Here is a 26,238-nt window from a genome sequence, read left to right as displayed (position 1 = left end):
GCTGATCGTCCGGCAGTCACGAATGGGCACGCTCAGCGATTCGAACCTTGTCCGATATACCGAACGCTCGATGGGATCCACCACCTTTCGGGCCAACTCCCGCCGCTTCCCTCGTACTCCGGAGGATCGATCATGCGCACGACCCGCACACGTACTGCAGCAGCCGCCCTGACAGCCGTTGTGCTGTCCCTCTCCCTTGCCGCCTGCGGGCAGAGCAGCGCCGGCGGCAGCAAGGAGGAGAAGTCGGGTGGCAAGGGCTCCACCATCGGCATCGCCATGCCGACGAAGTCGTCGGAGCGCTGGATAGCCGACGGCGCCAACATGGTCGCCGAGTTCAAGAAGCTCGGCTACAAGACCGACCTGCAGTACGGCGAGGACGATGTCGATCAGCAGGTCTCCCAGATCGAGAACATGATCACCAAGGGTGTGGACGTCCTGGTCATTGCGGCGATCGACGGCCGCGCGCTGAGCGACGTCCTGCGGCAGGCGGGGGAGCAGAACATCAAGGTCATCTCCTACGACCGGCTCATCCTCGGCAGCCCGGACGTCGACTACTACGCCTCCTTCGACAACGAAAAGGTGGGCGAACTCCAGGCCGGTTACATCGTCGACAAGCTCGGCCTGAAGTCCGGCTCCGAGAATGGGCCCTTCAACATCGAGCTGTTCGCGGGATCGCCCGACGACAACAACACGCGCTACTTCTTCCAGGGCGCCTGGAAGACCCTCAAGCCGTACATCGACAAGAAGCAGCTCGTCGTCCGCAGCAAGCAGACGAAACTGGACCAGATCACCACCCTGCGCTGGGACGGCGGCACCGCACAGAAGCGCATGGACGACCTGCTGACCAGCGCCTACTCGTCGGCCGGAGTCGACGCTGTGCTCTCCCCGTACGACGGCATCTCCATCGGCATCATCTCGGCGCTCAAATCGGACGGCTACGGCACCAAGTCGAAGCCCTACCCGGTCGTCACCGGTCAGGACGCCGAGGTCGCCTCCGTGAAGTCGATCATTGCGGGACAGCAGACCCAGACCGTGTACAAGGACACCCGGGCCCTGGCCAAGCAGGCGGTCCAGATGGCCGACGCCGTCCTCCATGACAAGAAGCCCGAGGTCAACGACACCACGACGTACAACAACGAGAAGCGCGTCGTGCCGTCCTTCCTCCTGGACCCGGTCAGCGTCGACAAGACCAACTACCAGGCGGAGCTGGTCGATTCGGGCTACATCAAGGAGAGCGACCTCCGATGACCGTGCCGGTCCTCGAAATGCGGTCCATCGTCAAGACCTTCCCCGGCGTCAAGGCGCTCTCGGATGTCTCCCTGACCGTCGCGGAGGGCGAGGTACACGCCCTCTGCGGGGAGAACGGCGCCGGTAAGTCGACCCTGATGAAGGTCCTCAGCGGAGTGCACCCGCACGGAAGCTACGAGGGCGAGATCCGATTCCGCGGCGAGCGCTGTACGTTCAAGGACATCCGCGCCAGTGAGGCCCGCGGCATCGTGATCATCCACCAGGAACTCGCCCTGGTGCCGTACCTCTCCATCGCGGAGAACATCTTCCTCGGCAACGAACACGCCAGCCACGGCTTCATCAGCTGGAACGAGACGTTGCGGCACGCCGCCGCCCTCCTGGAACGGGTCGGGCTGCGTGAACACCCGCAGACCAGGGTCGCGGACATCGGAGTCGGAAAACAGCAGCTCGTCGAGATCGCCAAGGCACTCGCCAAGAAGGTGGAGCTGCTGATCCTCGACGAACCGACCGCCGCACTCAACGACGAGGACAGCGCCCAGCTCATCAGCCTCATCAAGGAGCTGAAGGGGCAGGGGATCTCCTCGATCATCATCTCGCACAAGCTGGGCGAGATCGCGGCGGTCGCCGACTCGGTCACCGTCATCCGCGACGGCCGCACCGTCGAGACTCTCGACGTGCACGCCGAGGCGACCACCGAGGACCGCATCATCCGCGGCATGGTCGGACGCGACCTCGACCACCGCTTCCCCGAGCGGACCAGGTACGAGGGTGATCCGGGCGCCCACCCTGCCCTGGAGATCCGCGACTGGACCGTGCACCACCCCATCGACCAGCACCGCAAGGTCGTCGACCACGCTCGGGTCGAGGCCCGGCGGGGCGAGATCGTGGGCATTGCCGGCCTGATGGGCGCGGGACGCACCGAACTGGCGATGAGCGTCTTCGGACGCACCTACGGTCACAACATCAGCGGCAAGATCTTCAAGGACGGCAAAGAGATCCGTACCCGCACCGTGCCGGAGGCTGTCCGGCACGGCATCGCCTACGTCACCGAGGACCGCAAGCAGTACGGCCTCAACACCATCGACACCATCGGCCGCAACATCACCCTCAGTGCCCTGGGCAAGGTGGCGCGGCGTGGCGTCGTCGACGAGCACGAGGAGACCCGGGTCGCGGAGTCGTACCGGAAGTCCATGAACATCAAGGCCCCGACCGTCTTCGAGCAGGTCGGCCGGCTGTCCGGCGGCAACCAGCAGAAGGTCGTCCTCAGCAAGTGGATCTTCGCCGGACCTGACGTGCTGATCCTCGACGAACCGACCCGCGGCATCGATGTGGGCGCCAAGTACGAGATCTACACCGTCATCGACCGGCTCGCCGCCGAAGGCAGAGCAGTCGTGCTGATCTCCTCCGAACTGCCCGAGCTCCTCGGCATGTGCGACCGCATCTACACCATGTCGGCCGGCCGGATCACCGGCGAAGTTCCGCGCGCGGAGGCCACCCAGGAGGTCCTGATGCGCCATATGACCAGCGACAAGAGGTAGCAGGAAATGTCCCAGGCCCCCACCGAGACCCCGCAGCGCCCGACGCCGGCCACAGCGGCGGTGCCCGCGACCACCGGAACCCTCCTCCTGGAGGCGGCCCGCCGCAACATGCGCCAGTACGGGATGCTCATCGCCCTCGGACTGATCGTCGTGCTCTTCGAGATATGGACCGACGGCGTCCTTCTCAAGCCGAACAACGTCACCAATCTGGTGCTCCAGAACAGCTACATCCTCGTCCTCGCCATCGGCATGATGATCGTCATCATCGCCGGCCACATCGACCTGTCGGTCGGCTCGCTGGCCGCCTTCGTCTCCGCCGCCTGCGCGGTGATGATGGTCGAGCAGGATGTGCCATGGGTCCTCGCCCTGGTCCTCGCCCTCCTCGTCGGAGCGGTCGCCGGAGCGTGGCAGGGATTCTGGATCGCGTACGTCGGAATCCCGTCGTTCATCGTCACACTGGCCGGGATGCTGCTCTTCCGCGGCGGCACCCAGATCCTCCTCGGCAGCCGCTCGCTCGGCCCGTTCCCCGAAGGCTTCCAGAAGATCTCCACCGGCTACCTCCCGGAGGTCGGTCCCCAGACCAACTATCACAATCTCACCCTGCTCATGGGCCTCGCACTCCTGGCCTTCGCCCTGATCCAGGAGGTCCGCGACCGGCGGCGGCAACAGCGGTACGGACTCGACGTCCTGCCCCGGAACCTCTTCCTCGCCAAGTGCGTGGCCATGGGCGCGGCGGTCCTCGCCTTCACGATGACCCTGGCCAGCTACCGAGGTGTCCCGGTCGTCCTGCTCCTGCTCGCCGTACTGCTCATGGGCTTCGGCTACGTCATGCGCAACGCGATTGTCGGACGCCATGTGTACGCGCTCGGGGGCAACCGGGCGGCGGCGAAGCTGTCCGGGGTGAAGGACCAGCGCGTCACCTTCCTGGTCTTCGTCAACATGGGGGTGCTGGCCGCCCTCGCCGGGATCGTCTACGCAGCCCGCCTCAACGCAGGTGTCCCTCAGGCCGGTACCAACTTCGAACTGGAGGCCATCGCCGCCGCGTTCATCGGCGGCGCCTCGATGAGCGGAGGCGTCGGCACGGTGTTCGGCGCCATCATCGGCGGCCTGGTGCTCGGTGTGCTCAACAACGGGATGTCGCTGGTAGGTGTCGGTACCGACTACCAGCAGGTCATCAAGGGCTTCGTCCTCCTTGCCGCGGTCGGGTTCGACGTCTACAACAAGCGCAAGGCCGGCTCCTGACCGACCCTGCCGCCCATAAGGAGCCACCCCCGCGCACGACCAGTAACCAGCAGGCTCTCGTCGCCGGCGCAACAGCCCGGCGACGAGAGCCTGAACGGCATGGCGAACACCTTCGCCGTCATTGGCATGGACCTGACGATGACGCTGCATTACAGTCTGTCGCGGCACACTCTGAGAGCGCTCTCAGGTGAGAGGTCTCGGACGTCTGCTGTTCCTCCCCCACCAATGTCGGAACAACAGAAGGGTCCATTCCCTTGAGACGTACGACAGTGATACGCACCGGTCTGTCCGCCGTACTTCTGCTCGGAGCCTGGGCAACGGCCGGCATCGCCCCCGCCTCCGCCGCGGATGCCCCTTCCACGGCATCCGCATCCACCAGTACCTCCAGCTTCACCCCCGCGTCCACCGCCAAGGCGCCGGCCTCGGCCGGCCTGCTGTCCGCGATGCAGAAGGACCTGGGTCTGACGATAAGTCAGGCGAAGGCGCGCCTGACCGCGGAGCGGACGGCAACGGCCGTACAGGGAAAGGCTCGACGGGCGGCAGGGCCGTCTTACGGCGGTTCCTGGTTCGATCCGGCAACGGGCAAGCTCACGGTCGCCGTCACCAGTGACAAGAAGGCTCGTGCCGTACGCGCGACCGGTGCGACAGTCCGGCTGGTGGCCCACAGTGCGCGTCAGCTCGATGCCGCCAAGGCGCAGCTCGACGCGCTTTCCGCCCCCGAGGGTGTCGCCGGCTGGCACGTCGACCCGAAGGCCAGCCGGGTAGTGGTGAACGTCGTTGCATCGTCGGAGGATGACAACGATGTCCGCACGTTCGTCGAGAAGGCCCGCAAGGCCGGACCGGTGCTCGTGCAGCGGACCGCCGAGGCACCGAAGACCTTCTCCGCCGGCACCGTCGGCGGCGACCCGTACTACACCGGCAACGTGCGGTGCTCGATCGGCTTCTCCGTGTACGGCGGTTTCGTCACGGCCGGCCACTGCGGTCAGGCAGGAGCCGGGGTCAGCGGATGGGACGGCTCGTACATCGGCAACTTCCAAGGGTCCTCCTTCCCGGGCGACGACTACGCCTGGGTCAGCGTGGGCAACGGCTGGTGGACCGTGCCGGTGGTCCTTGGCTGGGGCACCGTCTCCGACCAGTTGGTCCGCGGCTCCGCGGTGGCTCCCATCGGCGCCTCCATCTGCCGCTCGGGCTCCACATCCCACTGGCACTGCGGGAATGTGCTGGCGACGAACGAGACCGTCAACTACAGCCAGGGCGCCGTCTATCAGATGACCAAGACGAGCGTGTGCGCCGAGCCGGGCGACTCGGGCGGCTCGTTCATCAGCGGCGACCAGGCACAGGGCGTCACTTCGGGCGGCTGGGGCAACTGCAGCAGTGGCGGTGAGACCTGGCACCAGCCGATCAACGAGATCCTCAACCGGTACGGGCTGACACTGCACACGGCCTGACGGCTACGGCGGAACGGCGTCGACACGTCGGCGGAGTCGTACGCCATGGTCCACATCGGCTCCGTCGACCGCCGTGTCCCGTCTCCGAGGCCTGCCGCGACAGACTTCCCGTCGCGGCAGGCCTTTCGTGCGACGAGCCGGTCGGAGCCGGCACCAACCTCACGAAGGCCGCCTGCGTAGTCGCGGGCCGAACGGCCCGGCCCGGCCAACCGGATCCGATGTCGACGTCCGTGTCGGCCGTAGGGAACGTTTTTTATGAGGCTATAAAGAGTGTTGTTCTGTACTAGGGTTGGTTTGATCGGTTGATCGACTGAGTGAGTCGGCTGGATGCGCAGGCGCGTGGGGAGGGGCTTGATGCTGGCTGTGGATGTGAGGGCCTCGCTCCGTGCCGGTCGGACCGTCGAGGACGGTGCCGCCCGTTGGTGGCGTTTCTCGGCCGGGACCGTGGCCCGGCACGGCGACTTCCTGCTGGCCTTCGTCGACGGCGGGGTGTGCGTCGGCGCGTACCGGATCGTCAATTCCGCGCCCGATGCCGGCGAAGGCGGCAAGTACGCCTTCGACCTGACTCCGGCCGCCCGCTTCCAGTGGGCGCTGGGGCAGCGGCTCCCATTGCCCCCGGGGCGCAATCCCGCCCGTATTCTCACAGGCCAGCACCTGCGCGAGTTCCTGGACGCGGCCCCCTACCGCCCTTCCGGCAGCGACCGGGACTGACACCGAAGGAGCAAGCGCCGTATGGCCAGCAAGCCCGATCCCGTCGACGCCCTGCTCAAGTCCGGGCCGCGCCGCACGCAACTGCCCGAGCCCGCCGAGCGGGCGCGCCTTCGGACCGGCTACGGGCTCACTCAGGCGGAGATCGCCGAAGCGCTCGACGTCACCCGGACGACGGTCGCCGGGTGGGAAGCCGGCCGCAGTGAGCCCCAGGGCGCAACCCGTGCTGCATACGCGAAGCTGCTGGACGGCATCGCGGCCCAACTGGCCGCCGCGGCCGACGTACCGGCCGCACCCCGCATGCCGACCGGCGCGCCGGACGCGACGGAGGACAGTGCCGTGACGGGCACGTCGGCGGGGGAGCAGGCTCCCGGAAGCAAGGACACCACGGACAGGGCCGTGGGGGACGCCGCGGAGAAGCCCGCGCCATATCGGCCCGCCCCCGAGAGGGCCACCACCCCGAGCAGGACCACTGCTCCCAGGAGGACCACGTCCCCCGGGAGGCAACCGGCCCCTGCCTCTTCCGCCTCGTCGGCCTCCTCCGATCCCCGGTTCGTGAACGGACCACTGGCCGTCGTGGACGGCGACGGATCGGCCTACGCCTTTGGCGGTCTCGTCCTGGACTGCCCGGCCAGGGACATCCCCTCCCTCGTCGACTGGACGCTCACAGAGGCGGGACTCGGCGCTGCTCGTCTGCATCGCAACGGCAGGGACGCCGACCCCTTGGTCGTGCTCACCGACTCCGCGGCCGCCCGCTTCGGGCTGCCTGCCGAGCTCGCGGACCGCCGCACGCTGCGTCTGCCCGAGGACCACAAGGTGGTCAAGCAGATCTCAAAGGCGGGGTGGCGGTTGACGCGGCGTGGGTTCGGGCCATGGGTGCGGATCTACCGTCCGGTTCAGGGTGGCCGACGTCAGTGTGTCCAGCTGGCAATCCTGCCGTGGGGCGCGCTGGATTCCAGAGCGTGGGGGAGTGCCGGTCAGCTGCAGCCGGCTGCGCTGGCCCAGGTGTTGGGCACGTACGCGGCCCGCGTGATCACTCCGTGCGGTTCGGCGGCGGTGGCAGGGCTGGAGCTGATGACCGCGCTGCGCCCACCGACGCGTGCCGTGCTGGACGAGGCGTCCGGCGGGTGGGCGTCGGGGCCGGTGCCCGGTTCGCTCACCCACCCGGTCGACCCGGCGCCGCCCGAAGCACCGGATGAGCATCCCGTGGTTGCGGCGTTGCACCCCCGTGGCCATGTGCGTACGCACGACGAGGTCCTGGACGAGGAGGCGTTCGACTGGTTCCGTGATCCGCAACTGCTCACCGACGCGGAATGCGTCAAGAGTTTCGCGGTCGGCATCGATGTGAACACCGCCTTCCTCGCCGCCGCGAACCGCCTGATCGTCGGTCTCGGGGAACCGGTCCACGTCACCGCACCGGTCTTCGACAAGAAGGTGCCGGGCTGCTGGCTGGTCGATCTCTCCGCGATCGCCCTGGATCCACGCCTGCCGTCGCCGTTCACCCCGCACGGCGCCCCACCCACGGGCCCCGCCTGGTACGCGACACCCACCGTCGCCTACGCCGCCGAACTCATCAGTACTCAGGGCCTCGACGTGCGGATCCAGCCGACCGAGGCGTACATCCGCCCGGAGGCCGGCCCGTATCTGGACCCCTGGTACAAGGTCCTGGCCGAGGCGTACAAGGAGACCATGGCCGACCTCGGTGTCGGTTCCGGGATGGCCGAGGACGACTTCCTGACCGCGATGGAGCATCACAAGCACTCCGACCCGGGACCGGTGGCGGTACTGTCGGCGATCAAGGCGACGGTCAAGGGAGGGATCGGGAAGCTGAGGGAGCGCCCGCAGGGAGCGAAGTACCGCTCGGGCGAGCCGTGGTCCGCCCTGGCACGGCCGACCTGGCGGCCCGACATCCGCGCCGCGGTCATTTCGACGGCCCGGGTGAACATGCACCGCAAGATGGTCAAGCTGGCCACGGCGGCCGACCTGTTCCCGATCGCGGTCCTGTCGGACTGCGCGGTCTATCTGTCCGACGGACCCTCGCCGCTCGACTTCCTGCCGCACACCCCCGACGGCAAACCGCTGCCCGGTGGATTCCGCCTCGGGGTGAGCCCCGGCATGGTCAAGCACGAAGGCACCCAGGACCTGATGTGGGCCGTCAAGATGCTCGACCAGGGCCACAACCCTGCCCGCCACATCAAGGGCACCGACGCCGCGGCAGACGGAGAGTAGGAAACCCGGATGGGGAAGATCGGCGACAGTCTGGAGAGGGCCGAGACGGCCTCGTTCACCCGCCCGCTCCCGAAGACGGCCCCGGCACAGATGCGCTTCCTGGTCAGGAGTGAGAGAGGCTCGACCCGCGCGGCAGCCGACCGCCTGGGCGTCTCCCAGCGTACGGTCGAGCGGTATCTGACAGGTCAGTTCAAGCACCCGCGCAGAGATCTCGCCGCCCGGCTCGCCGCCGAAGTCCGCCGGGACTGGCAGCCCCGTGTGCGCGAACGGGCCCAGAAGCAGGCGGCTGCCACGGGCGGCATCGTCGTGGAGACCCGCGCCCGATTCGGCTTCACCGCCGCCCCGGGCAGCACGGACGACGGCCGTATCCGCCGGATCACCCAGCATCTCCCAGCTGCTTATGCGGCACGCCTGTTCGACGCCCGGCAGACCGGTGCGTCCGAACAGCAGTTGCGCACCATCGTTGCCGAGGGTCTCCAGGAGATCTACTTCAAGGACGGGGGACGCCGGGCAGACGACCTGCTCGTGGAGTTCACCGACATCGACTATGTAGAGCTCGAGTACTGACCCGCGCTGTATCCCTCATCAATCTCATGGCTGTGGCTGAGCGGTTCAGTTGGCCACCGAGCATTTCGCTCGGCGGTTCTGGTGCTCAGCGTCGGGCTGCTCGGCGTCGGTCATTCGGAGGCGTGAGGGGCGGGACCCTACGTGGACGACAGTCCGCCCCTCGGCCAGTCAGGGTCGGTCCACGCGGAAGTGGTAGCAGCCGTACTCAACGGCTCGCACATGGACCTGTGCGGTATCCGGGTCCGCGAAGGCTTCGGTGAAGGCGCGGTCGAAGGATGCGTCGGCATTCTCCGGCAGCTCCACCATGCGGCCGCCGATGATGCGCCCTCGGCTGTCGTAGCGGCGGAAGGCACGGAGAGCGCCCGGTCGGGCCCAGGGATAGCCGGAGCCGTCCGGGGCCGGCCCGTCGCACTCCTGGGCGTGTATGAAGACCGGACCCTGCTCGTCGTACGCCCCGGGCTCGGCACCCGTCCGGGCCGCCCAGCGACGCAGCGGGGCGTACGAGGCGAGGGCGATCCGGTCGCCTACGACGCTGAGCCGCAGGCAGCAGCGGAGCGGGGCGCCGCCTTCCTCGTCCACGTACGGGCGCATCGGACGCCCGGCGTCGTCACGGACGCGGAGCTCCTTGAGGGCGGTGGGGGTGATGGGCCGCGGTTGATAGGTGCTGGTCATGCCTTCATCGTGGCGCGGCCGGGCATGAGGTGCTGGCGGAAATCCGACGGAGGGTTCTGGGTCGGCTGCCACGCTCAGGCCGGTCACCCGGGGCGCACAGTCGCAGTTGGAACTCGTAACGGTCATCGCTCCCGGGACGCCGTACTGCAGCCTACGCGAACAGCTCCGCAGCAGTCCCGTGTCGCCGGGGCCCATCGACTCCTGGCAGATGGGCACTCGGGTGTCCGCGGCCGGAGCTTATGGCCGGTCCTGGTCGGCAGACTAGTACGAGCCGGTGGTGCCGCTGAATGACGGGACGCCGGACAGCCCGGATCGGCCGATGAGGGTACGCACCACTTCGCCGTGACCGTGCAGACACTGCCTCCCGGCGGCCCGTCAGCGACGCCGCTATCGCCCACAGTCCGTCAGGAACCAGATGGAGCTCGATCCACAGCCACGATGGATGATCACCACTCAAGGCCGGCCGCGCCCGATGCCGGCCCGTCCGAAAGCGGCGGTTGGATGCCCAGCCCGGTCTTCTAACCTGTTCGCGTGATCGACTACGACGATTCCGGCCGCCTTGCGGTCCATGTGGGAGACCCCGGTCCCGGACCCGCCCGCCTGTTGCTCTCGGAGCCGACACGGCCGTTCGAGGATGAACCAACGCTCGACTTCCTCATCACGGCCTGCGGGCCCTGGGGAAGTATCGAGACCTCGGTGGAGACCTGGGGCGGCGATGGCCTCGACACCTTCCTCACCTCACTTGCCGAAGACTTCCGGGGCTGGGAAGGAGTACGTACCTGGCACTCCGTCTGCTACGACCTGACCCTCTCGGCGGAGCACCGAACTGGTGGCTACGTCCAACTGACCTGGGGCATCCACGACCGGGCGCCCTGCGAGCAATGGCACTTCGAGGCCACCACGGTGCACCCGGCAGGCGAGGACATGCGCAACCTCGCCGCCGACATCCACACGTTCATCACGAGCCTCGCGGAGTAGCCGGAAGAGCCTGAGGCGAGGCCCACCACGTGAGATGACGCCGGCGTTCAGTTGCGCGCGTGGTGAAGCCGAGCGGCTTTCGCAGTCAGGTAACGCTGTTCAGGCAAGCTGGTGGTGCGGGCCGCCGCGGCACGGTAGTGGACGAGCGCGGAGGGGATGTCGCCTGCCATCTCGAGCAGGTGTGCCCGCACGGCGTGCACACGGTGGTGGCCGTGGAGCGGTCCGTTGTCGGTGTCGAGTTCGTCGAGAAGTGCGAGGGCGGTATCGGGGCCGTCGACCATCGCGACCGCGACCGCCCTGTTGAGGGTGACCACCGGGCTGCCTGCCACGTGTTCGAGCAGTCCGTACAGGCCGAGGATCTGTGGCCAGTCGGTGTCCTTGGCGTGTGCCGCGTCATCGTGGACGGCTGCGATGGCGGCTTGCAGCCGGTATTCGCCAGGTGGTCCGCCGCCGATCGTAGTGGCGAGCAGCGCGGCGCCTTCGCCGATGAGGCGGCGGTCCCAGCGAGTGCGGTCCTGCTCGGTCAGAGGGACCAGGTCGCCGTCCGTGCCGGTGCGGGCGGGGCGACGGCCCTCGGTCAGCAGCATCAGGGCCAGCAGCGCGGTTGCTTCGGTCTCGCCGGGAAGGATCCGGTGTACCTGTCTGGCCAACCTGATGGCCTCGCCGGACAGGTCGGCGCGGTGCACTGCGGGGCCGGACGTGGTGGCGTAGCCCTCGTTGAACATCAGGTACAGCACGTGCAGGACGGAACGCAGCCGAACCGCCCAGCCTTTCGCCCCGGGCTCGGGGACCTCGAATCCGGGGCCCGATGCCTTGACACGCTGCTTGGCCCGGCTGATGCGCTGCGCCATGGTCGCCTCCGGCACCAGGTAGGCGCCCGCGATCTCGGAGGTGGCCAGGCCACCGACCGCCCGCAGCGTCAGTGCGATCGCCGAGGCGGGTGTGAGTGCGGGATGGCAGCACATGAACAGAAGCATGAGCGTGTCGTCACCGGCGGGGACGCTGCCTGCGGCCGGTTCCTGGGCCATGAGCTCCTCGCGCCGTTGCCGCGCCTGCTCGCTGCGTACCTGGTCGATGTATCGCCGCGTGGCGGTCTGCAGCAGCCAGCCGCGCGGATTGCCGGGTACACCGTCCTCGGGCCAGTGCCGGGCGGCGGCGATGAGGGCTTCCTGCACGGCGTCCTCGCATGCGTCGAAGTCCCCCATCCGCCGTACGAGCACACCGAGGACCTGCGGCGCCAGCGAGCGCAACAGGTCCTCGACGGAGTGGAGACCGCTCACAGGTCGTCCTGGCTGCCGCTCATCACCTGCCGCACCTCGACCGGCTGTTGTGTCGGTACCCCGCCCGGTCCGGGCACGGCGGAGATCCGCGCCGCGATCTCAAGGGCGCGGGCCTCGGACTCCACGTCGAAGACGTTGAACCCGGCCAGCACTTCCTTCGATTCCGGGAAGGGCCCGTCGGTCACCAGCGGCGCTGCACTGCCGTCCGACCGTACGATCTTGGCCAGTCGGGGGTCGGCGAGCGCCACGAACTGGAGCATTTCCCCACTCTCGGTCAGTTCCTTGGTCAGCAGCTCGTAGTAGTTGAAGTGCGCTGCGATGTCGCCGGGCCTCCATTGGTCCATGGGCTCCTCGAAGACGCCCCCGTCGTGGTTGACCATGAGCAAGAACTTCGGCATGTCGGCTCCTGTGTCTGCTGCGCCCAGTGTGGCGCACTCACCCCATGGACGGAGCGGCAAAGCAGATCTCTACATCGACGGCGGAAGTCTTTTGCGGGAGGGGTGCCGCCCCTTCGCCGGCGGCGTGCCGGTCAGGCGGTGCGGCGAATCCGCGCTGATGGGGGACTTGCCTCCCGTGTGCGGGGGAGGGCGGGCACTGTCAGGCAGCCGCCCGAACCGCCATCACTGTGCCGGAGCACCGAGTTCCGACGGAGTCCCTGTCATCTCGCCCGGTCCGGAGGGAACGTCGAGACCGTGCCGTGGTTGCCCATCAACCACCGGTAGATTGCCCGGGTGGTGGAGAACTGGAGCTCGACGGACAGCGGGATCATTCGGTTTCCCTCTGGCGTACTGGTGCGCGGCCGTGGCCTACGTCGTCCACTGCCGCCGGGACCGGCTCCGTCCTTCGCGCTGTATCTGCTCGGCAAGCAGCCACCGGCCACCGCCTGGGATGCTCGCTGGTTGCGCTGGCCCGACTTCTGGCTTCCGGACCGTCAGCAGGCGCGGGGCCTCGTCGAAGAGGCTCTGACGCGCGCGGCGAACGAACGCGTCGAGATTGCCTGTGGCGGTGGATACGGGCGGACGGGGACAGCTCTGGCATGCATGGCTGTCCTCGATGGAGTCCCGGCCCACCAGGCGGTGGCGTTCGTCCGCCGGCACTACCACCGCCGCGCGGTGGAAACTCCCTGGCAACGACGATTCGTACTGCGCTTCCAGGACGTACGGGAGATGTAGGGCACGGATGCGGACCGCCGCCCAAGGCTGTGGGCTGTTGTGGTCGCTGATTCCCTGCCGCTGCCTGACTTCGGTGCAGTGATGGGGGCGGCGGTGAGGGGACGGAACCATGACCGCGGAAGTGGTCAGGCAGGTCGCGTGGTGCCGGCGTACCGACGGTTCTGTGCCCGGGCCCGTCCTGTGAGAAGTGATCAGCCCGGAATCTCTGTGCGTTCCCACCACTCGTAGACAGGCAGCTCGCCCTCGGTGGTTTCCTGATGGCGCGCTGTGGCCTTGAAGTGTTCGTATCCGCCGCGGAACGGAATCTTGACGTCGGTCCCGGGCGCGGTGAGGGAGACGATCCGCTCGGGGAGATCGTCGGGTCCGCCCTCGAGGACTGCCTTTGTTGCGTTGGTCATGACGAGAGTTTCCCCGGAGGGTGGCTCGGCTTCTTCATGACGCGCCGAGGAGGCTCTCTGTGGGATTCTCCCTCACAGCCGTTTGCCACCAGGCATGCTGTGACGGCCGCTGATGGTGTGTCGACGGCATGTCCGTCGAGTCCGGCCGGGCTCGGCTGTGTCGTAGCCGTGGGCCGACCCGGGCACCGCACCGTACCGGGCCTGTCGCGCGGGCGGGAGGGCGTGTCGCTTCGATCAGGCAATGCCGGAGCACGTGACTTGATAGGCAAGCCGTCGCTTGCCTACCGTTTTCCCATGGCGGAGGACGTCTTCAAGGCACCGGCCGATCCCACTCGTCGGCGCATCCTTGATGAGCTGGTGGAACGGGATGGCCAGACCCTGTTCGAGATCTACACGGCTGGTGACCAAACACGGTCTGGGGCTGTCCCGTCAGGCGATCAGCCAGCATCTGGCCGTACTGGAATCCGCGGGTCTGGTCCATTCGCGGCGCCAGGGCCGATACAAGCTCCACGATCTGAACACCGATCCCCTTCGATGGCTGACCGTGGTCTCACCGGAAGACCCCGACGGGACCCAACTGCTGCTGGAGCCCGACGGTCATCCCGCGGTGAAGCCGTACAAGGCGGCGCTGGTCCGGGACGGCATCCCGGCCACCTCCTTCGCGTGGACGACGTACCTGCCGACGCGCACCTCCTTCGACGTCAGAGAGCAGTGCTGGTCGCCTGTCCCGGGGAGCTGACCGCTGGCCCGGCGCTTGGCACGGTCCGATCCTGTCCGGCGTGCGGTCCTCGGCGGCGGAGGAGCAGGACCACGGCACTGACCAGAGTGATGACCTGGGTGACCACCAGGAGGGACAGTCCTGCGGCGAAGCCGTGTCCGCCGTCCGTGGCGATTGCCGTTCCCATGAGCGTCGGCATGAATGCCGACACCAGGTTGCCGACGCCGTTGACCACCCCGTAGGCACTGCCGACGCTGCCCGCCGGGGCGTGGCGCTGCACGAGGGTCGGGATGGCGGGCCCCTGCAGCCCCCAGAATCCACCGGCGAGGATCAGCGCTGCCGCCGAAACGGTGGCCGAGGTTGCGGACACGGCGAGCGTGCGACGGCTGCGCTCGGTGCGCATGGAAGGCGGGATCGCCGCGTCGGGCGATGGCCGGTGCGGCCGACATCGCTCTCCGGTCCGACCAAGGCGTCGGCCCGCGGAGCCCCGTCGTTGGCGCGGGCACCCTCCGCGGTTCTCCCGCACTACTGCTGCGCTTCGGTGGGCGCGCCGGACGGGGCCGGCAGGCAGCCGTCGCTGTCGGAGCGGGTGCCGGACGCGCCCAGTACCGGATCGGCCGACGGGGTGGCGGCAAAGGGGGTGCGGGCTCGGTGGCCGGGCAGCCAGGTGGCCGCCGCTCGAAGGACATGGGCGAGCAGGTGCGCGCGCCCGGCGACGACGGGCCCGAGGACGGCGAGGACGAGGACGTAGCCGGCGATGAACGGCGCGAGGCGGCCGTCGAGGCCGGCACTGGTGGCCATGGCGGCCAGGATCAGCGCGAACTCGCCGCGTGCCAGGAGGGTGGTGGCGATTCGCGCGGCGGGCTGGGGGCCGTGGTGGTAGAGGCGCGCGACGAGCAGACCCGCGGCCACGTTGATGACGATGGTCAGGGCTGCTGCTGCGGCGACCGGCATGGCGACGGAAGCGATGTCTCCCGGGTCGATGGCCAGTCCGAAGGCGAAGAAGAAGATGGCTGCGAAGGCGTCGCGCAACGGGTGCACCAGTTCGCGGATCCGCGGTCCGGAAGGGGTTCCTGCGAGGATCAGGCCGACCATGAATGCGCCGATGGCATCGGCGACCCCGAGGACTTCGGAGATGCCGGCGATGAGGACTGCGGCTCCGAGGAAGCTGATGACCAGCAGTTCGTTGTCGCGGACTGTGATCAGGCGGCCGATCAGACGGGTGCCGTAGCGGGCTGCGGCGGCCAGGACGAGGAGGAAGGCGAACGCCTTGGCCGCTTGCAGGACCGCTTCCGTGACGCCCTGGGCCCCGCTGATGATGGGCTGGAGAGCGGCGAGATACAGGGCGAGAAAGATGTCCTCCACGACGATGACGCCCAGGATCAGGCGGGTCTCCGGGCGTGCGAAACGGCCGAGGTCGATGAGGATCTTGGTGACGATCGCGGAGGACGAGATGCCCAGGACACCGGCGAGTACGAGGGCTTCCCGCGCCCCCCAGCCAACTGCGAACCCGAATCCCAGTCCGGCGCCGACGTTCAGCAGCAGATAGATTCCGCCGGCCGTCAGCAGCCGTCGGCCGCCACTTCTGATCTCGTCGAGGTGGAATTCCAGGCCCAGGTAGAACAACAGCAGTACCAGGCCGAGCGCGGAGAGCATGTCGAAGTCGCGTGGGTCTTCGACCAGGACCAGGCCCGGGGTGTGAGGGCCGAGGAGAATGCCGGCGAGCATGAACAGCGGGATGGTCGGCAGGCCGATCCGGCTGCCGAGGCGGGCCAGGACAGCGGCGGCCAGGAAGGCGCCGCCCATGGCGAGCAGGGTGTCAGCATGTCCCACGGGTCACCACCTTCGGGAGCACGGAGGGCCTGGGGTGTCGAGAGTGGCGGGAGCGGATGCGTCCTCCCCTCCCAGCGGTCCTTCGGGCACTGGTGATCGTCTGACGGTCGCTGTCGCTGATGGGTGTGGCGGTGAGTGTCAGGGCAGGCGGGGGCGGGGCTCGGCGCGATCCCGCGCAGACGTGAACAGATTCGCCGCCATTCCCGCCATGACCAGGCCGGCCGCAAGGAGCAGGCCGTGCGGCAGCACCATGCCGGTGACCAACATCGCCAGAGACAGGGCCAGCAACGCCCAGGCCGGTCTGCGCCGGACTGCCCGCGGCCGGCGCGGGCGGCCCGTATCCGGACCGCGCACGACATGCAGGTCCTTCCGCCGCATCCGATCCTCGAGATGGTGGTGCGGACGGTCGCCAGGACGTGCCATGGCTCCTCCTCCCGGGGCCGGCAGGTCAGGGGGTTTCTGCCACGGTCACACGCATCCTTCCGCCGGCACCATCGGGGCCGGCACCCATTTCCCCAGGTGGCCGACCCCCATCGCGCCGGCCGGCACATGGGTGCTGCCCCCGATGGACACCGACGCACATCGCACCCAGGCTGACCATGACGGGCATGGATCCCCCGCCGGGGCAGTTGCGCCGGTGGGGACGTCAGACCGGTATCACAGGTGAGGACGGCGACTGGACGGAGGCGGTCTCGGTGCCCTTGTTCTGGCGGATCTTCCTGCTCAATGCCGTGGTACTGATCGGTGCCACCGCCCTGCTGCTGGGGCCGGTCACCGTCTCCACCCCCGTCCTGCTCACCGAAGCCGCCGTGCTCACCGGAGGACTGGCCGCGATGCTCATCGCCAATGGTCTGCTGCTGCGTATCGGTCTCGCCCCGCTGCAACGCCTCACCCGCGCCATGACCACCACCGACCTGCTTCGACCGGGAATCCGTCCGGCCGTCGGCGGTCACGGCGAGGTCGCAGAACTGATCACGACGTTCAACACCATGCTCGACCGCCTGGAGACCGAACGTGCCGCCAGCGCGGGCCGCGCCCTGTCCGCGCAGGAAGCCGAACGTCACCGCATCGCGCAGGAACTCCACGACGAGATCGGCCAGACCCTCACCGCCGTTCTGCTCGAACTCAAACGCGTCGCCGATCACGTCCCACCCGCGGTACGCGAGGAACTGCATCAGGTACAAGAGACCACCCGCGCCAGCCTCGACGAAATCCGCCGTATCGCCCGCCGTCTTCGCCCCGGCGTCCTGGAAGAGCTCGGACTGACCAGCGCCTTGAAAGCCCTGGCCAACGAGTTCACCGGCTCCGCCCTGGCCGTACGCCACCACATCGACGCCGATCTGCCACCGCTGAGCCGGGACACCGAGCTCGTGCTCTACCGCGTCGCCCAGGAGAGCCTGACCAACGCCGCCCGCCATGCCGGCGCCCGCCGCGTCGAGCTCACCGTCACGCACACCCCCGCGGGTGTGGAGCTGCGTGTCCACGACGACGGCCGCGGCATCGACGGCGCTCAAGAAGGAGCCGGCATCCGCGGCATGCGTGAACGCGCCCTGCTCGTCGGGGCCGGCCTCTCCCTCGCTGCCGCCCGCGACGGAGGCACCGAAGTACGCCTGACCGTGCCCACCTCCCACCGGAGCCACTGACCATGCCCGAGGCGACCGAAACCCGCATCCTTCTCGCCGACGATCACGCGCTGGTCCGCCGTGGAGTCCGCCTCATCCTCGACAGTGAACCCGACCTCACCGTCGTGGCCGAAGCAGGTGACGGCGCCGAAGCAGTCGAAGCGGCGCGCATCCACCAGCCCGACCTGGCGATCCTCGATATCGCCATGCCCCGCCTGACCGGCCTGCAAGCGGCACGCGAACTCGCCCGCACCCAGCCCGGTCTGCGCCTCCTCATCCTGACCATGTACGACAACGAGCAGTACTTCTTCGAAGCCCTGGCCGCCGGCGCCTCCGGCTACGTCCTGAAATCCGTGGCCGACCGCGACCTCGTCGAAGCCTGCCGCGCCACCATGCGCGGCGAACCGTTCCTCTACCCCGGCGCCGTCAACGCCCTCATCCGCAACTACCTCGACCGTGCCCGCGAAGGCGGCACCCTCCCCGCGAAGGCCATCACCGACCGGGAAGAAGAAATCCTCAAGCTCGTCGCCGAGGGCCACACCTCCCAGGAGATCGCCGACATCCTCGTCATCAGCATCAAGACCGTCGAACGCCACCGTGCCAACCTGCTGGAGAAACTGGGGATGAAGGACCGGCTGGAGCTCACCCGATACGCGATCCGGGTCGGACTGATCGAACCGTGACCCCTACCGCCCTGTAGGCCGCCGACCAGCCGCTGTGCGCGGACTGGTCGCTAGCGTGTGCCCATGACTCCCACTGATGATCGACAGTTCCCTGCCGCGCTCGCCCTCGCGATGGCGGTTCCGTTCGACTACGCAGGCGGCGACGGAGTCGACTTCGAGCCCTTCGCGGCTTTCCTGCCGGCCGAGGAGACAACGGACTGGTTCCGGGCCTGGACCGGTAATGGGGAGCTGAGCGGCGACGGCTTCCGGGTGTTCGGGCAGGACGGCTCCGGCGGGTACGCGGCGTTCTGGCTCGTCCGCCCGCACCGGCCCCTGGTCGACCAGCCCGTCGTCTTCCTCGGATCCGAGGGTGAGACCGGCGTCGTCGCGCACGATCTGGGCGACTTCCTCTGGCTGCTGGCCGATGGCCTCGGCCCCTGGGAAGCCGCCACCCGGTACGAGCGCGACAGGGTGCCACCACCCAGCCAAAAGCTGGCGGCCATCGCGGAGCGGTTCGCGCCCGGCCGGCGCCGGTCAGCCGTCGCAGTGATCCAGTTGGCGGCCGAGGAGTTCCCCGACTTCGACGACATCATCATGGAGCTCTGCCGCTGAACCGTCAGTCACCCGCCCTTGAAGGCCTCGGGTTGGTCGGACCACGGCGAGTCCACGGCCTGCATCCGGGTCGCCTGCTACCTCGTTGCGGATGCGCGGCATGAACAGATGAAGGCGGAGGGATGCGCTCGGCAACCGCTCCGGCCGAGGCGAGCGGGTGGGCGTCGATGACGGTCGTTCAGGGGGAGTGGCTGCGTTTTCGCCCTGCCGGGTTCCCACCACATGCCGCCGACAGGGTGAGCGGGCGGCATGCGTCGCCCGGAGAGCCTGACGATGCGCTGGAGACACCCACTATCAAGTTTTTTGATGCTATGTCAGGTACGAGATCCATGTGCATTGAGTGCCATGTGTACACCCGGTCGGCCCTCTGGTGTCACACCATAGGTATGCCCGATATGACAGTTATAGGAGCCGTCAGTACGTTCGTCGCAGGTCGGCTGTCCGGTCGGCATCTCTGAGACAGGGAGAAGTGACATGACCACGCGTACCGTAGCCGTGACCGCCGCTGCAGTGGGCGCCGCGGTGCTTGCCATCACCGGCATCACCTACGCCTCGAACGACGAATCCCCCCACACCGCCTCGTCCGCCCAGGAGACTCGGCCGCCTGTCCAGAAGGCCGCCCCACCCGCGCACAAGGCTGCGCCCCCCGTCCGGCAGGCGCCTCCGGCCGCGGCTCCCCCGGGCGAAGACGTCAGCAAGAGCAATGGGGGAGGGGGTCGTGGCGGTGACAACAGCGGTTACGGCGGTGGTGGCTACGGCGGTGGTGACGACGGCGGGTACGGCGGTGGCGGTGACCGCGGCGGCGATGGCGGTGGCGGTTACGGCGGTGGTGGTGACCGCGGCGGTTACGGCGGTGGTGACGACGGCGGTTACGGTGGCGGCTACGGCGGCAGGGATGAGGGCAGGATCCAGTTCAACGACCGGACGTACTCCGCAGCCGCGGACGGGTGCATCACCGCGGCCAGCGGGCTGGGCTCCTCGAGCTTCAGCATCAGCAACGACAGCCGGAAGGTCGTCGAGGTCTACCGTGGGGCCACCTGCGACAACGGCTCTCCCGTCGCCACCGTCGGTCCCTGGGGCAGCACCCATGGTGTCGTGACGCCCACCGTTCAAGGGGGCCTGTCCCTCAACGACGGCGTCGTGGGCAGCTTCCGGGTGATCGGCGACCACGGCGGGTGGTGACCGCGCCACCGCATCACATGGAAACCCCGGCCCGTCGGAATCGGGCCGGGGTTTCCGGCGTGCGAATACCCTCCGGCGCGTGCCCGCCCGGAATTCTGCGTCAACCTCCAAGGGCTCACCGATCGACGGGCGGATACCGTCCGCTTCGCAAGCTCGACGCCATCGACCGTCACCGGCCGAGCAGAAGAAAATAGTAGCCATGTACATAGTAGCCATGTACTCTATTTGGCATGAGCAAGGGTTCACCGGGCCCCACGCCCGGCTTCCTGGTATGGCGGCTCGCCAACAAGTGGCGCGTCTCGGTCGATCGCGCGGTGGCTCCGCTGGGCCTCACCCACGCGCAGTACTCGCTGGTCGCGTCGCTGTACGGTATGCAGCGCGCCGGCGAGCGGCCCAGTCAGCGCCGACTCGCCGACCACACCGGCCTGGAGGCGCTGTACGTCTCGAAGTTGGCACGCGCCCTGGAGTCGGCCGGCCTGATCGAGCGCACCCGCGATCCCCGCGACCCGCGCGCCGTACAGCTCGCCCTCACCGCGCAGGGCCAGGCCGTCACTCGGCGGGCCATCGCGGTGGTCCAGGAACTGCTGCAGCAGTTCCTGGAGCCGCTCGGCGGCCTCGACGCCCCGCGGACACGCGCGTTCACCGACGAGCTGACGACCCTGCTCGACGCACCTCTCGCTCCATCCGTACCGAACGACGAGAGCACTCAGGGGACTACACCATGACCACCACCGCATCCACCACCGCACCCGTCGCCGACGCGCGCGCCCTCGGCCTGGCCCACTACGCCGCCCGTGGCGTCCTGGAGCGCGTACTGGCCCGGCACGGCACCACGTTCCAGCAGCAGGTCGCCCTGCGCGCCGCCGTCACCGCCGACGCCCCCCAGACGCCGGACGATCTCGCCGTCCAGGTCCAGGGCTCCCTCAAGGCCGATCCGGTCGACATCCGCGCCATTCTCGACGAGCTGATGGCCAAGCAGCTGCTCGTCGTGGACGGCGCGCACCACCTTCGCCCCACGGACGCGGGACGCGAGCTGATCGCCGCCATCGGCGCGGAGATCGCCCCCATCACCGCCCGCATCTGGGGCGGGATACCCGCCGAGGACCTGACCGCCGCCGGCCGGGTCCTCGCCCTGATCACCGAGCGAGCCGACGCGGAGCTTGGGGCGCCGGCCGCCTGACCGTCCGACCGGGCCGATCAGTGGAGTGTTCAACCGTCGGTTGCGGTTGGCGGCGCTCTCTCCGCGGCCGCGCCGGCTGGTCGATGAGGGCGAACCGTTCGCGCTGAGTGCGATGTGCCGAAGCGTCAGCGGCGAAGTCATCCGGGGGCGCGTCTCCACCGTGAGGCATGCGCAGCCCGGTGAGGACACGGCTCCCTCCGGCAAACACCGGCCGTGTCGCGCAGGATCTGACACCTGCGGCGCGTACGTGGCGGCCCGCCCGGTCGACGTGCGAAGGGCTCCCGGACGGGCTCCACCTCCACGCTGCCCTGGCTGCCCGTGCCGGTGGCGCTGACGGGGCCGGTACTTGAGCTGAACGGGTAGGCCACGGTCGGCCGACGGGCGCTCGTCCCTGCGCGCCGATGTCCGTGGACAGCGACGGCAGACACTCGTGGGGATCCGCCACCACATGAACAGTCCGCCCTCGTCCCCCGACGGCGTGCAACTCCCGCCCATCACATGGTGGGGACCACGCCACGACGAACGTCGTGAGGAACGGATTCAGTCACCTGTTGCCCTGTCGGCCCGCTGCCGCAGTAACTCGGCGTCATGAGACGTTCATGTCCTCCCGTGACCTCCTTCGACCTTGCGCTGGTTCTACGTGATGCTGAGATCGCGCCTCGCCGCGCTACGTGGCGGGCTCCGGCCTCAGTCTCACCAAGGACCTCGGTGCATGGCGTCGCGTCACGTGTCCTGACTCACCATCGAAACTCGGCGTATTAGCGTGGCCCCGTTGGGGGTGGTCCGCTCGACCAGGGAGATGTACCGATGGCCACGCTCATCGCCGTGAATGTCGGGATGCCCCGGGATGTTCCCTGGAAGGGCCGAGTGACACATACGGGTGTGTGGAAGCAGCCGGTCGCGGGCCCGCAGATGGTCAGGAAACTGAACATCGACGGAGACGGCCAAGGCGACCTTGCCGGTCACGGCGGTCCTTACCGGGCAGTGCTGGTGTACCAGGTGGACTCCTACCGGCACTGGCAGAAGCACCTGCACCGCGACGATTTCACTCATGGCCAGTTCGGTGAGAACTTCACCGTGGACGGCCTGCCCGACGACGAAGTGTGCATCGGCGACCAGTACCGCATCGGCGACGCGCTGTTCGAAGTAACGCAGCCTCGGGTGACGTGCTACCGCGTAGGCCTTCGCATGGACGAACCGCAGATGCCCGCCCTGCTGGTCGCCCATGGACGCCCGGGCTTCTACTTCAAGGTGCTGGCCGAAGGATTCGTCCAGGCCGGAGACGAGATCGTCAAGGTCTCCACCGGGCCGGAAGCCATGACCGTCGCGGAGATCGACGCCGTCCTCTACAAACCTGGGCGCTCGCGTTCCCAGGTGGAACGGGCGCTCCGCATTCCCGCGCTCAGCCCCGGCTGGAAGACGTCCATGCAGTCGCTTCTGGACGACTACGACTCGAAGGGATGGTCAACAGGCAGTACGGGAGGCAATACGGGCCTGACGTCCGCCGCGACCAGCCCGCCGCCGGCCTGGCCGGGCTTCCGTCCCCTGGTGGTCAAGGACATCGCTCCGGAGAGCAGGAGCATCTTCTCCCTCACCCTCGCTGCCACCGACGGCAGTCCGCTTCCCGCGGCGCTGCCCGGCCAGTTCGTCACAGTCCGGATGCGCCCCGATCCGCAGGGCGCGCCGGTCATTCGAAGCTACTCCCTGTCCGCGCGCCCCGGAGACGCGCAATACCGGATCAGTGTCAAACAGGAACCCCATGGCGTGGCCAGCAGTTACTTGCATCAACACGTCGCGGTCGACGACGTCCTGGATGTGGCTGCCCCGCGTGGCACATTCATCCTTGCCGAGGACGAGGCAGCCATCGTGCTGGTCTCCGCCGGCGTCGGGGCCACCCCGGTGCTCGCCATGCTCCATGCGCTGGCCGACAGCCGCGATCCGCGCCCGGTGTGGTGGGTCCACGGAGCCCGGGACGGCACGGAGCATCCTTTCGCCCACGAAGCACGCACTCTGCTGGCCCGCCTTCCGTCCGGTCGACAGCATGTCTCCTACAGCCGCCCGCGCGACGACGACCGTCTCGGCGACGATTACACCTCCACCGGCCGGCTCACCGCTCAGCTGCTCGAGGACCTTGAATTCCCGCCGGACGCGAATGCCTACATCTGCGGTCCGGTGGCGTTCATGGACGACATGACAAAGGCCCTCGTGGACTGCGGCCTGGACCCTGCACGGGTCCACCAGGAGTCCTTCGGATCCGTGACCGCGATCACCCCCGGAGTGGTCCCGACCGATGCGCCGGCCCCGCATCTGCCCGTTCATCCACCCGGACCGGGCACCGGCCCCTCCGTCTCCTTCGCCCGCAGCGGTCTGACCGTTCCCTGGGACGCCGGCTACGGCACACTTCTGGAACTCGCCGAGGCATGTGACGTCCCCGTGCAGTGGTCGTGCCGCACCGGTGTCTGTCACACCTGTGAGACCGCAGTCGTCTCCGGCCGTGTCGACTACTCTCCCGACCCGATCGACCTGCCGGCCGAGGGCAACGCGCTCATCTGCTGCTCACAGCCACCCACGGACCTCATCCTCGATCTCTGACTCTCGGTGCTGCCGCCGCGTTCACTCGCCTTGCGGGCCACTTGTGTCCGGCGACACCGATGAGTGCAAGGCGGCGCGCGGGAGCCGCTGAGGCACGAATGGTCGTGGTCGGGCACTTGCGCAGTGCAGGGCATCCGGAACCGGTCCCGGATGCCCTGAGACACCGTGGCCCCGCGGCGATCGAGTCCGTGCCTTCGGCCGGACGTCAGCCGCCCGTCAGGTGCGCTGCTCCGGTACGCCGTCAGGGAGGCGGCGTCGCAGCCGGCGGCCGAGGAGGACGGCACCTGTGCCGACGACCAGGGACGCCCCCGCGAGGCCGGCCTCGACACGGGCGTCATGCACGGACCCGGTGGTCGCCAAGGACGGTTGGGCGGAGGAGGAAGCCGTGGCCGCCTGCAGGATCAGGGCGGTGACCGCCTCGGGGTGGGCGATCAAGGACACATGCGAGGAGTTGATCTCCACCGTGTGCGCACCGGCGCGCTTCGCCTGGAATCGTTCCTGGTCCGGGTTGATGGTCTTGTCCTGCCGGCCGACGAGTGCCCAGGACGGGATGTCCTTCCAGGCCGCGACCTTGGCCTTCTCGGAGAAAGCTGTCGTGGCGACCGGCCGCTGGGTGACCCCCAGCAGATTGGCCTCGCTCGCGGGCAGGTCGGCGGCGAAGACCTGGTGGACCTTGTCGCGCTTGAGGTACAGGTCGGTCCCGCTCCGGCCGCTCTCCCGGAACGGGACCGACCTGGTGGCGGTGCTCAGTTCGCTGGGGAACCGTGCCGCCAGGGACATGCCGCTCTCGCCCACATCGGGCATCAGGGCCGACACATACACCAGCGACTTCACCTGGGTATTGCCGGCCGCGGCGGAGCTGATCACAGCGCCGCCGTAGGAGTGGCCCACGAGCACGACCGGGCCCTTGATGCTGTTCAGTACGGAGGCGATGTAGGTGGAATCGTTGTACAGGCCGCGCAGTGGGTTGGCGGGCGCGATGACGGTGTAGCCGCTGCGCTCGAGCCGCGCGATGACCCCGTCCCAGCTGGAGCCGTCCGCGAACGCCCCGTGCACCAGGACCACGGTGGGTTTCGGACCCGAAGTGTCGCTGTCCGCGGGGGCCGCTGAGGCCATGCACAGGGCCAGGGCACATCCGGCCACGGTGACGTGCGCACGCAGTATTCGATGCCGTGCGCCGAAGATCGCCAATGCGGTCATTGCCGTTCTCGCTTCCCTTGAGGTGCCTGGAGCACCTCAGCGTTCACGTATTGGTGCCGTTGAGCGCGGCCGCACCGTCCAGCCGGGTGAAAGCGGCCGGGCAGCGGAGTGAAGAGGGCGGGTCGGAGCCGGCTCCGGTGACCGCACGTGGACATGGGTGCCGGCCGGACCGGACGCAAGACCGGGCTGTGGAGAGTCGGGAGCGATCAGCGGCACGGAGCGGGGCCGGCCGTGTACCTCGGCGAGAAGCACATGTTCGAGGTCGCGACCGACGGCGAAAATCCGTGGATCAGGATTCGCCGTGCGTGGCAAGCTGTGAGTGCCGAAGGGGTGTAGCTCAGATGGCCAGAGCGCCGGTCTCCAAAACCGGATGCCGCAGGTTCGACTCCTGTCACCCCTGCCACTGATCAGGGTTTCCACTTCGTACAGGCTTCTTCCGGGGTCCGGGGCCGCCGCTGTGGTGACTCTCCGACCGAAGTGACCTTGCGAATCACGAACGGATCCGTCGCCGGGGCGGCGGCCTCGGTCCCGAGCTCTTCCATGGAGCGATCCGCCAACAGGTGATTTACGCATCTTCCCGTCCGCGTCATGGATCTCGAGGTGCGTGCGTCCCTTCGCGACCGGTCGACGTCCGTCAGCTGTTCGCCGTTCTGCTGGACATTCCGCCGTGTCGGCGGTCGTCGCCGGACGGTGACGACCTGAGGCCACCGGTGTGGTGGTGTCACCTCCTCATGCGCTACGGACCTGCCGGGCGCCTCCCTGCGGCCAGGCCGGGGCCGCACTGTCGGGCGGGCCGGCGAGTGCCTCGTCGACGGGGTGGGCCGTGGTGGTGCCGACGGCTCCGCCTCGATGTGCGACGAGAATGCGGCCGGGCCGCTGCGGCGGTCGGGGCGGCCGGCATGAGTGCCGGTGACGCTCGTTCGGGGAGGCTAGGCGCAGCTTTGGCTGCTGGGATCCGGCGGCATGCTGCCGAGAGGGTGAGCGGGTGTCATGAAGTCACCCAGAAGGCCTAGCGGTATGTCATATAAGCCTATTTCTAGGCATTTTGACGATGCGTCAGGTGTGTTCAGGTGTGCGATACGGGCCGCGTGTTCGCCCGGTCGGCCCCCTGATGCCACATCCGACATGACAGTTAAAGACGCCATAAGTACGTTCAT

24 protein-coding genes, 1 tRNA gene and 1 pseudogene are annotated in these 26,238 nt (G+C 68.5%); 18 read left to right on the top strand and 8 right to left on the bottom strand.

Going from position 1 to position 26,238, the window contains the following annotated elements:
- Positions 1 to 132: 132 nt before the first annotated feature.
- The 7 genes from chvE (at position 133) to tpg (ending at position 8,980) form a co-directional block, all read left to right on the top strand.
- Positions 133 to 1,248 (top strand): multiple monosaccharide ABC transporter substrate-binding protein, encoded by a 1,116-nt coding sequence (gene chvE, locus ACFYP5_RS32860; protein WP_389042627.1) that lies wholly within the window; start codon positions 133 to 135, stop codon positions 1,246 to 1,248.
- Positions 1,245 to 2,786, top strand: coding sequence for a multiple monosaccharide ABC transporter ATP-binding protein (gene mmsA, locus ACFYP5_RS32855; protein ID WP_389042625.1), 1,542 nt, complete (start codon positions 1,245 to 1,247; stop codon positions 2,784 to 2,786). Before chvE ends, mmsA begins: the two co-directional genes overlap by 4 nt.
- A 6-nt stretch (positions 2,787 to 2,792) precedes the next feature.
- Positions 2,793 to 4,028: a multiple monosaccharide ABC transporter permease gene (gene mmsB, locus ACFYP5_RS32850; protein ID WP_389042623.1), complete on the top strand. Its 1,236-nt coding sequence runs from the start codon at positions 2,793 to 2,795 to the stop codon at positions 4,026 to 4,028.
- A gap of 272 nt (positions 4,029 to 4,300) precedes the next feature.
- On the top strand, positions 4,301 to 5,476 hold the full coding sequence (locus tag ACFYP5_RS32845; RefSeq protein ID WP_389042811.1) for a S1 family peptidase: 1,176 nt from the start codon (positions 4,301 to 4,303) through the stop codon (positions 5,474 to 5,476).
- A gap of 354 nt (positions 5,477 to 5,830) precedes the next feature.
- A complete protein-coding gene (locus tag ACFYP5_RS32840; protein ID WP_389042622.1) occupies positions 5,831 to 6,187 on the top strand; it encodes a hypothetical protein in 357 nt (118 codons plus the stop codon).
- Positions 6,188 to 6,208: 21 nt separating this feature from the next.
- The gene (gene tap / locus ACFYP5_RS32835) at positions 6,209 to 8,413 is read left to right on the top strand and encodes a telomere-associated protein Tap (protein ID WP_389042620.1); all 2,205 of its coding nucleotides are present in this window, start codon (positions 6,209 to 6,211) and stop codon (positions 8,411 to 8,413) included.
- 9 nt (positions 8,414 to 8,422) lie between these two features.
- Positions 8,423 to 8,980, top strand: a complete 558-nt coding sequence (gene tpg, locus ACFYP5_RS32830; protein WP_389042618.1) for a telomere-protecting terminal protein Tpg — start codon at positions 8,423 to 8,425, stop codon at positions 8,978 to 8,980.
- Between the two features lie 168 nt (positions 8,981 to 9,148).
- Here the strand turns inward: tpg and ACFYP5_RS32825 are convergent, their stop codons facing one another.
- Positions 9,149 to 9,652: a DUF1203 domain-containing protein gene (locus ACFYP5_RS32825; protein WP_389042616.1), complete on the bottom strand. Its 504-nt coding sequence runs from the start codon at positions 9,650 to 9,652 to the stop codon at positions 9,149 to 9,151.
- 531 nt (positions 9,653 to 10,183) lie between these two features.
- Here ACFYP5_RS32825 and ACFYP5_RS32820 point away from each other — a divergent pair.
- The gene (locus tag ACFYP5_RS32820; protein ID WP_389042614.1) at positions 10,184 to 10,630 is read left to right on the top strand and encodes a DUF6228 family protein; all 447 of its coding nucleotides are present in this window, start codon (positions 10,184 to 10,186) and stop codon (positions 10,628 to 10,630) included.
- A 47-nt stretch (positions 10,631 to 10,677) separates the two neighbouring features.
- Here ACFYP5_RS32820 and ACFYP5_RS32815 read toward each other — a convergent pair whose 3' ends face one another.
- Positions 10,678 to 11,910, bottom strand: coding sequence for an RNA polymerase sigma factor (locus ACFYP5_RS32815; RefSeq protein ID WP_389042612.1), 1,233 nt, complete (start codon positions 11,908 to 11,910; stop codon positions 10,678 to 10,680).
- Positions 11,907 to 12,308 (bottom strand): YciI family protein, encoded by a 402-nt coding sequence (locus ACFYP5_RS32810; protein ID WP_389042610.1) that lies wholly within the window; start codon positions 12,306 to 12,308, stop codon positions 11,907 to 11,909. Before ACFYP5_RS32810 ends, ACFYP5_RS32815 begins: the two co-directional genes overlap by 4 nt.
- A 333-nt stretch (positions 12,309 to 12,641) precedes the next feature.
- On the opposite strand from ACFYP5_RS32810, the gene ACFYP5_RS32805 reads away from it, so the two are divergent.
- Positions 12,642 to 13,082, top strand: coding sequence for a protein phosphatase (locus ACFYP5_RS32805; RefSeq protein ID WP_389042609.1), 441 nt, complete (start codon positions 12,642 to 12,644; stop codon positions 13,080 to 13,082).
- Positions 13,083 to 13,273: 191 nt separating this feature from the next.
- Here ACFYP5_RS32805 and ACFYP5_RS32800 read toward each other — a convergent pair whose 3' ends face one another.
- Positions 13,274 to 13,480 carry a DUF5988 family protein gene (locus ACFYP5_RS32800; protein ID WP_389042607.1) on the bottom strand — a complete coding sequence of 69 codons (207 nt, stop codon included), beginning with the start codon at positions 13,478 to 13,480 and terminating at the stop codon, positions 13,274 to 13,276.
- 294 nt (positions 13,481 to 13,774) lie between these two features.
- Here ACFYP5_RS32800 and ACFYP5_RS32795 point away from each other — a divergent pair.
- Positions 13,775 to 14,039: pseudogene (locus tag ACFYP5_RS32795) on the top strand (ArsR/SmtB family transcription factor); the annotation flags it as partial.
- Between the two features lie 142 nt (positions 14,040 to 14,181).
- Here ACFYP5_RS32795 and ACFYP5_RS32790 read toward each other — a convergent pair.
- The 3 genes from ACFYP5_RS32790 to ACFYP5_RS32780 all read right to left on the bottom strand — a co-directional run bounded on the left by ACFYP5_RS32790 (position 14,182) and on the right by ACFYP5_RS32780 (position 16,454).
- A complete protein-coding gene (locus tag ACFYP5_RS32790; protein ID WP_389042605.1) occupies positions 14,182 to 14,601 on the bottom strand; it encodes a hypothetical protein in 420 nt (139 codons plus the stop codon).
- A gap of 122 nt (positions 14,602 to 14,723) precedes the next feature.
- Positions 14,724 to 16,031, bottom strand: a complete 1,308-nt coding sequence (locus tag ACFYP5_RS32785) for a cation:proton antiporter (protein ID WP_389042603.1) — start codon at positions 16,029 to 16,031, stop codon at positions 14,724 to 14,726.
- Between the two features lie 138 nt (positions 16,032 to 16,169).
- Entirely contained in the window at positions 16,170 to 16,454 is a 285-nt protein-coding gene (locus tag ACFYP5_RS32780) for a hypothetical protein (protein WP_389042602.1), read from the bottom strand.
- 272 nt (positions 16,455 to 16,726) lie between these two features.
- On the opposite strand from ACFYP5_RS32780, the gene ACFYP5_RS32775 reads away from it, so the two are divergent.
- The 7 genes from ACFYP5_RS32775 to ACFYP5_RS32745 all read left to right on the top strand — a co-directional run bounded on the left by ACFYP5_RS32775 (position 16,727) and on the right by ACFYP5_RS32745 (position 23,881).
- Positions 16,727 to 17,674, top strand: a complete 948-nt coding sequence (locus ACFYP5_RS32775; protein ID WP_389042809.1) for a HAMP domain-containing sensor histidine kinase — start codon at positions 16,727 to 16,729, stop codon at positions 17,672 to 17,674.
- A gap of 2 nt (positions 17,675 to 17,676) precedes the next feature.
- Positions 17,677 to 18,336, top strand: a complete 660-nt coding sequence (locus tag ACFYP5_RS32770) for a response regulator (RefSeq protein WP_389042600.1) — start codon at positions 17,677 to 17,679, stop codon at positions 18,334 to 18,336.
- A 63-nt stretch (positions 18,337 to 18,399) separates the two neighbouring features.
- Positions 18,400 to 18,927 carry an SMI1/KNR4 family protein gene (locus ACFYP5_RS32765; RefSeq protein WP_389042598.1) on the top strand — a complete coding sequence of 176 codons (528 nt, stop codon included), beginning with the start codon at positions 18,400 to 18,402 and terminating at the stop codon, positions 18,925 to 18,927.
- A 474-nt stretch (positions 18,928 to 19,401) separates the two neighbouring features.
- On the top strand, positions 19,402 to 20,109 hold the full coding sequence (locus ACFYP5_RS32760) for a hypothetical protein (RefSeq protein ID WP_389042596.1): 708 nt from the start codon (positions 19,402 to 19,404) through the stop codon (positions 20,107 to 20,109).
- 230 nt (positions 20,110 to 20,339) lie between these two features.
- The gene (locus ACFYP5_RS32755) at positions 20,340 to 20,834 is read left to right on the top strand and encodes a MarR family winged helix-turn-helix transcriptional regulator (protein WP_389042594.1); all 495 of its coding nucleotides are present in this window, start codon (positions 20,340 to 20,342) and stop codon (positions 20,832 to 20,834) included.
- Positions 20,831 to 21,289 carry a MarR family transcriptional regulator gene (locus tag ACFYP5_RS32750; protein ID WP_389042592.1) on the top strand — a complete coding sequence of 153 codons (459 nt, stop codon included), beginning with the start codon at positions 20,831 to 20,833 and terminating at the stop codon, positions 21,287 to 21,289. Before ACFYP5_RS32755 ends, ACFYP5_RS32750 begins: the two co-directional genes overlap by 4 nt.
- An 807-nt stretch (positions 21,290 to 22,096) precedes the next feature.
- The gene (locus ACFYP5_RS32745; protein WP_389042590.1) at positions 22,097 to 23,881 is read left to right on the top strand and encodes an MOSC domain-containing protein; all 1,785 of its coding nucleotides are present in this window, start codon (positions 22,097 to 22,099) and stop codon (positions 23,879 to 23,881) included.
- A 216-nt stretch (positions 23,882 to 24,097) separates the two neighbouring features.
- Here ACFYP5_RS32745 and ACFYP5_RS32740 read toward each other — a convergent pair whose 3' ends face one another.
- Positions 24,098 to 25,081: an alpha/beta fold hydrolase gene (locus ACFYP5_RS32740; protein WP_389042589.1), complete on the bottom strand. Its 984-nt coding sequence runs from the start codon at positions 25,079 to 25,081 to the stop codon at positions 24,098 to 24,100.
- Positions 25,082 to 25,407: 326 nt separating this feature from the next.
- Between ACFYP5_RS32740 and ACFYP5_RS32735 the strand changes: the two genes are divergently transcribed.
- Positions 25,408 to 25,484 (top strand) — tRNA-Trp (locus ACFYP5_RS32735).
- The last annotated feature ends 754 nt before the right edge of the window (positions 25,485 to 26,238 follow it).

Source organism: Streptomyces sp. NPDC005262, assembly GCF_042872425.1.
Classification (GTDB): domain Bacteria; phylum Actinomycetota; class Actinomycetes; order Streptomycetales; family Streptomycetaceae; genus Streptomyces.
The sequence above is the reverse complement of the archived record's forward strand: the minus strand, read 5'-3'. Positions and strand labels throughout refer to the sequence as shown.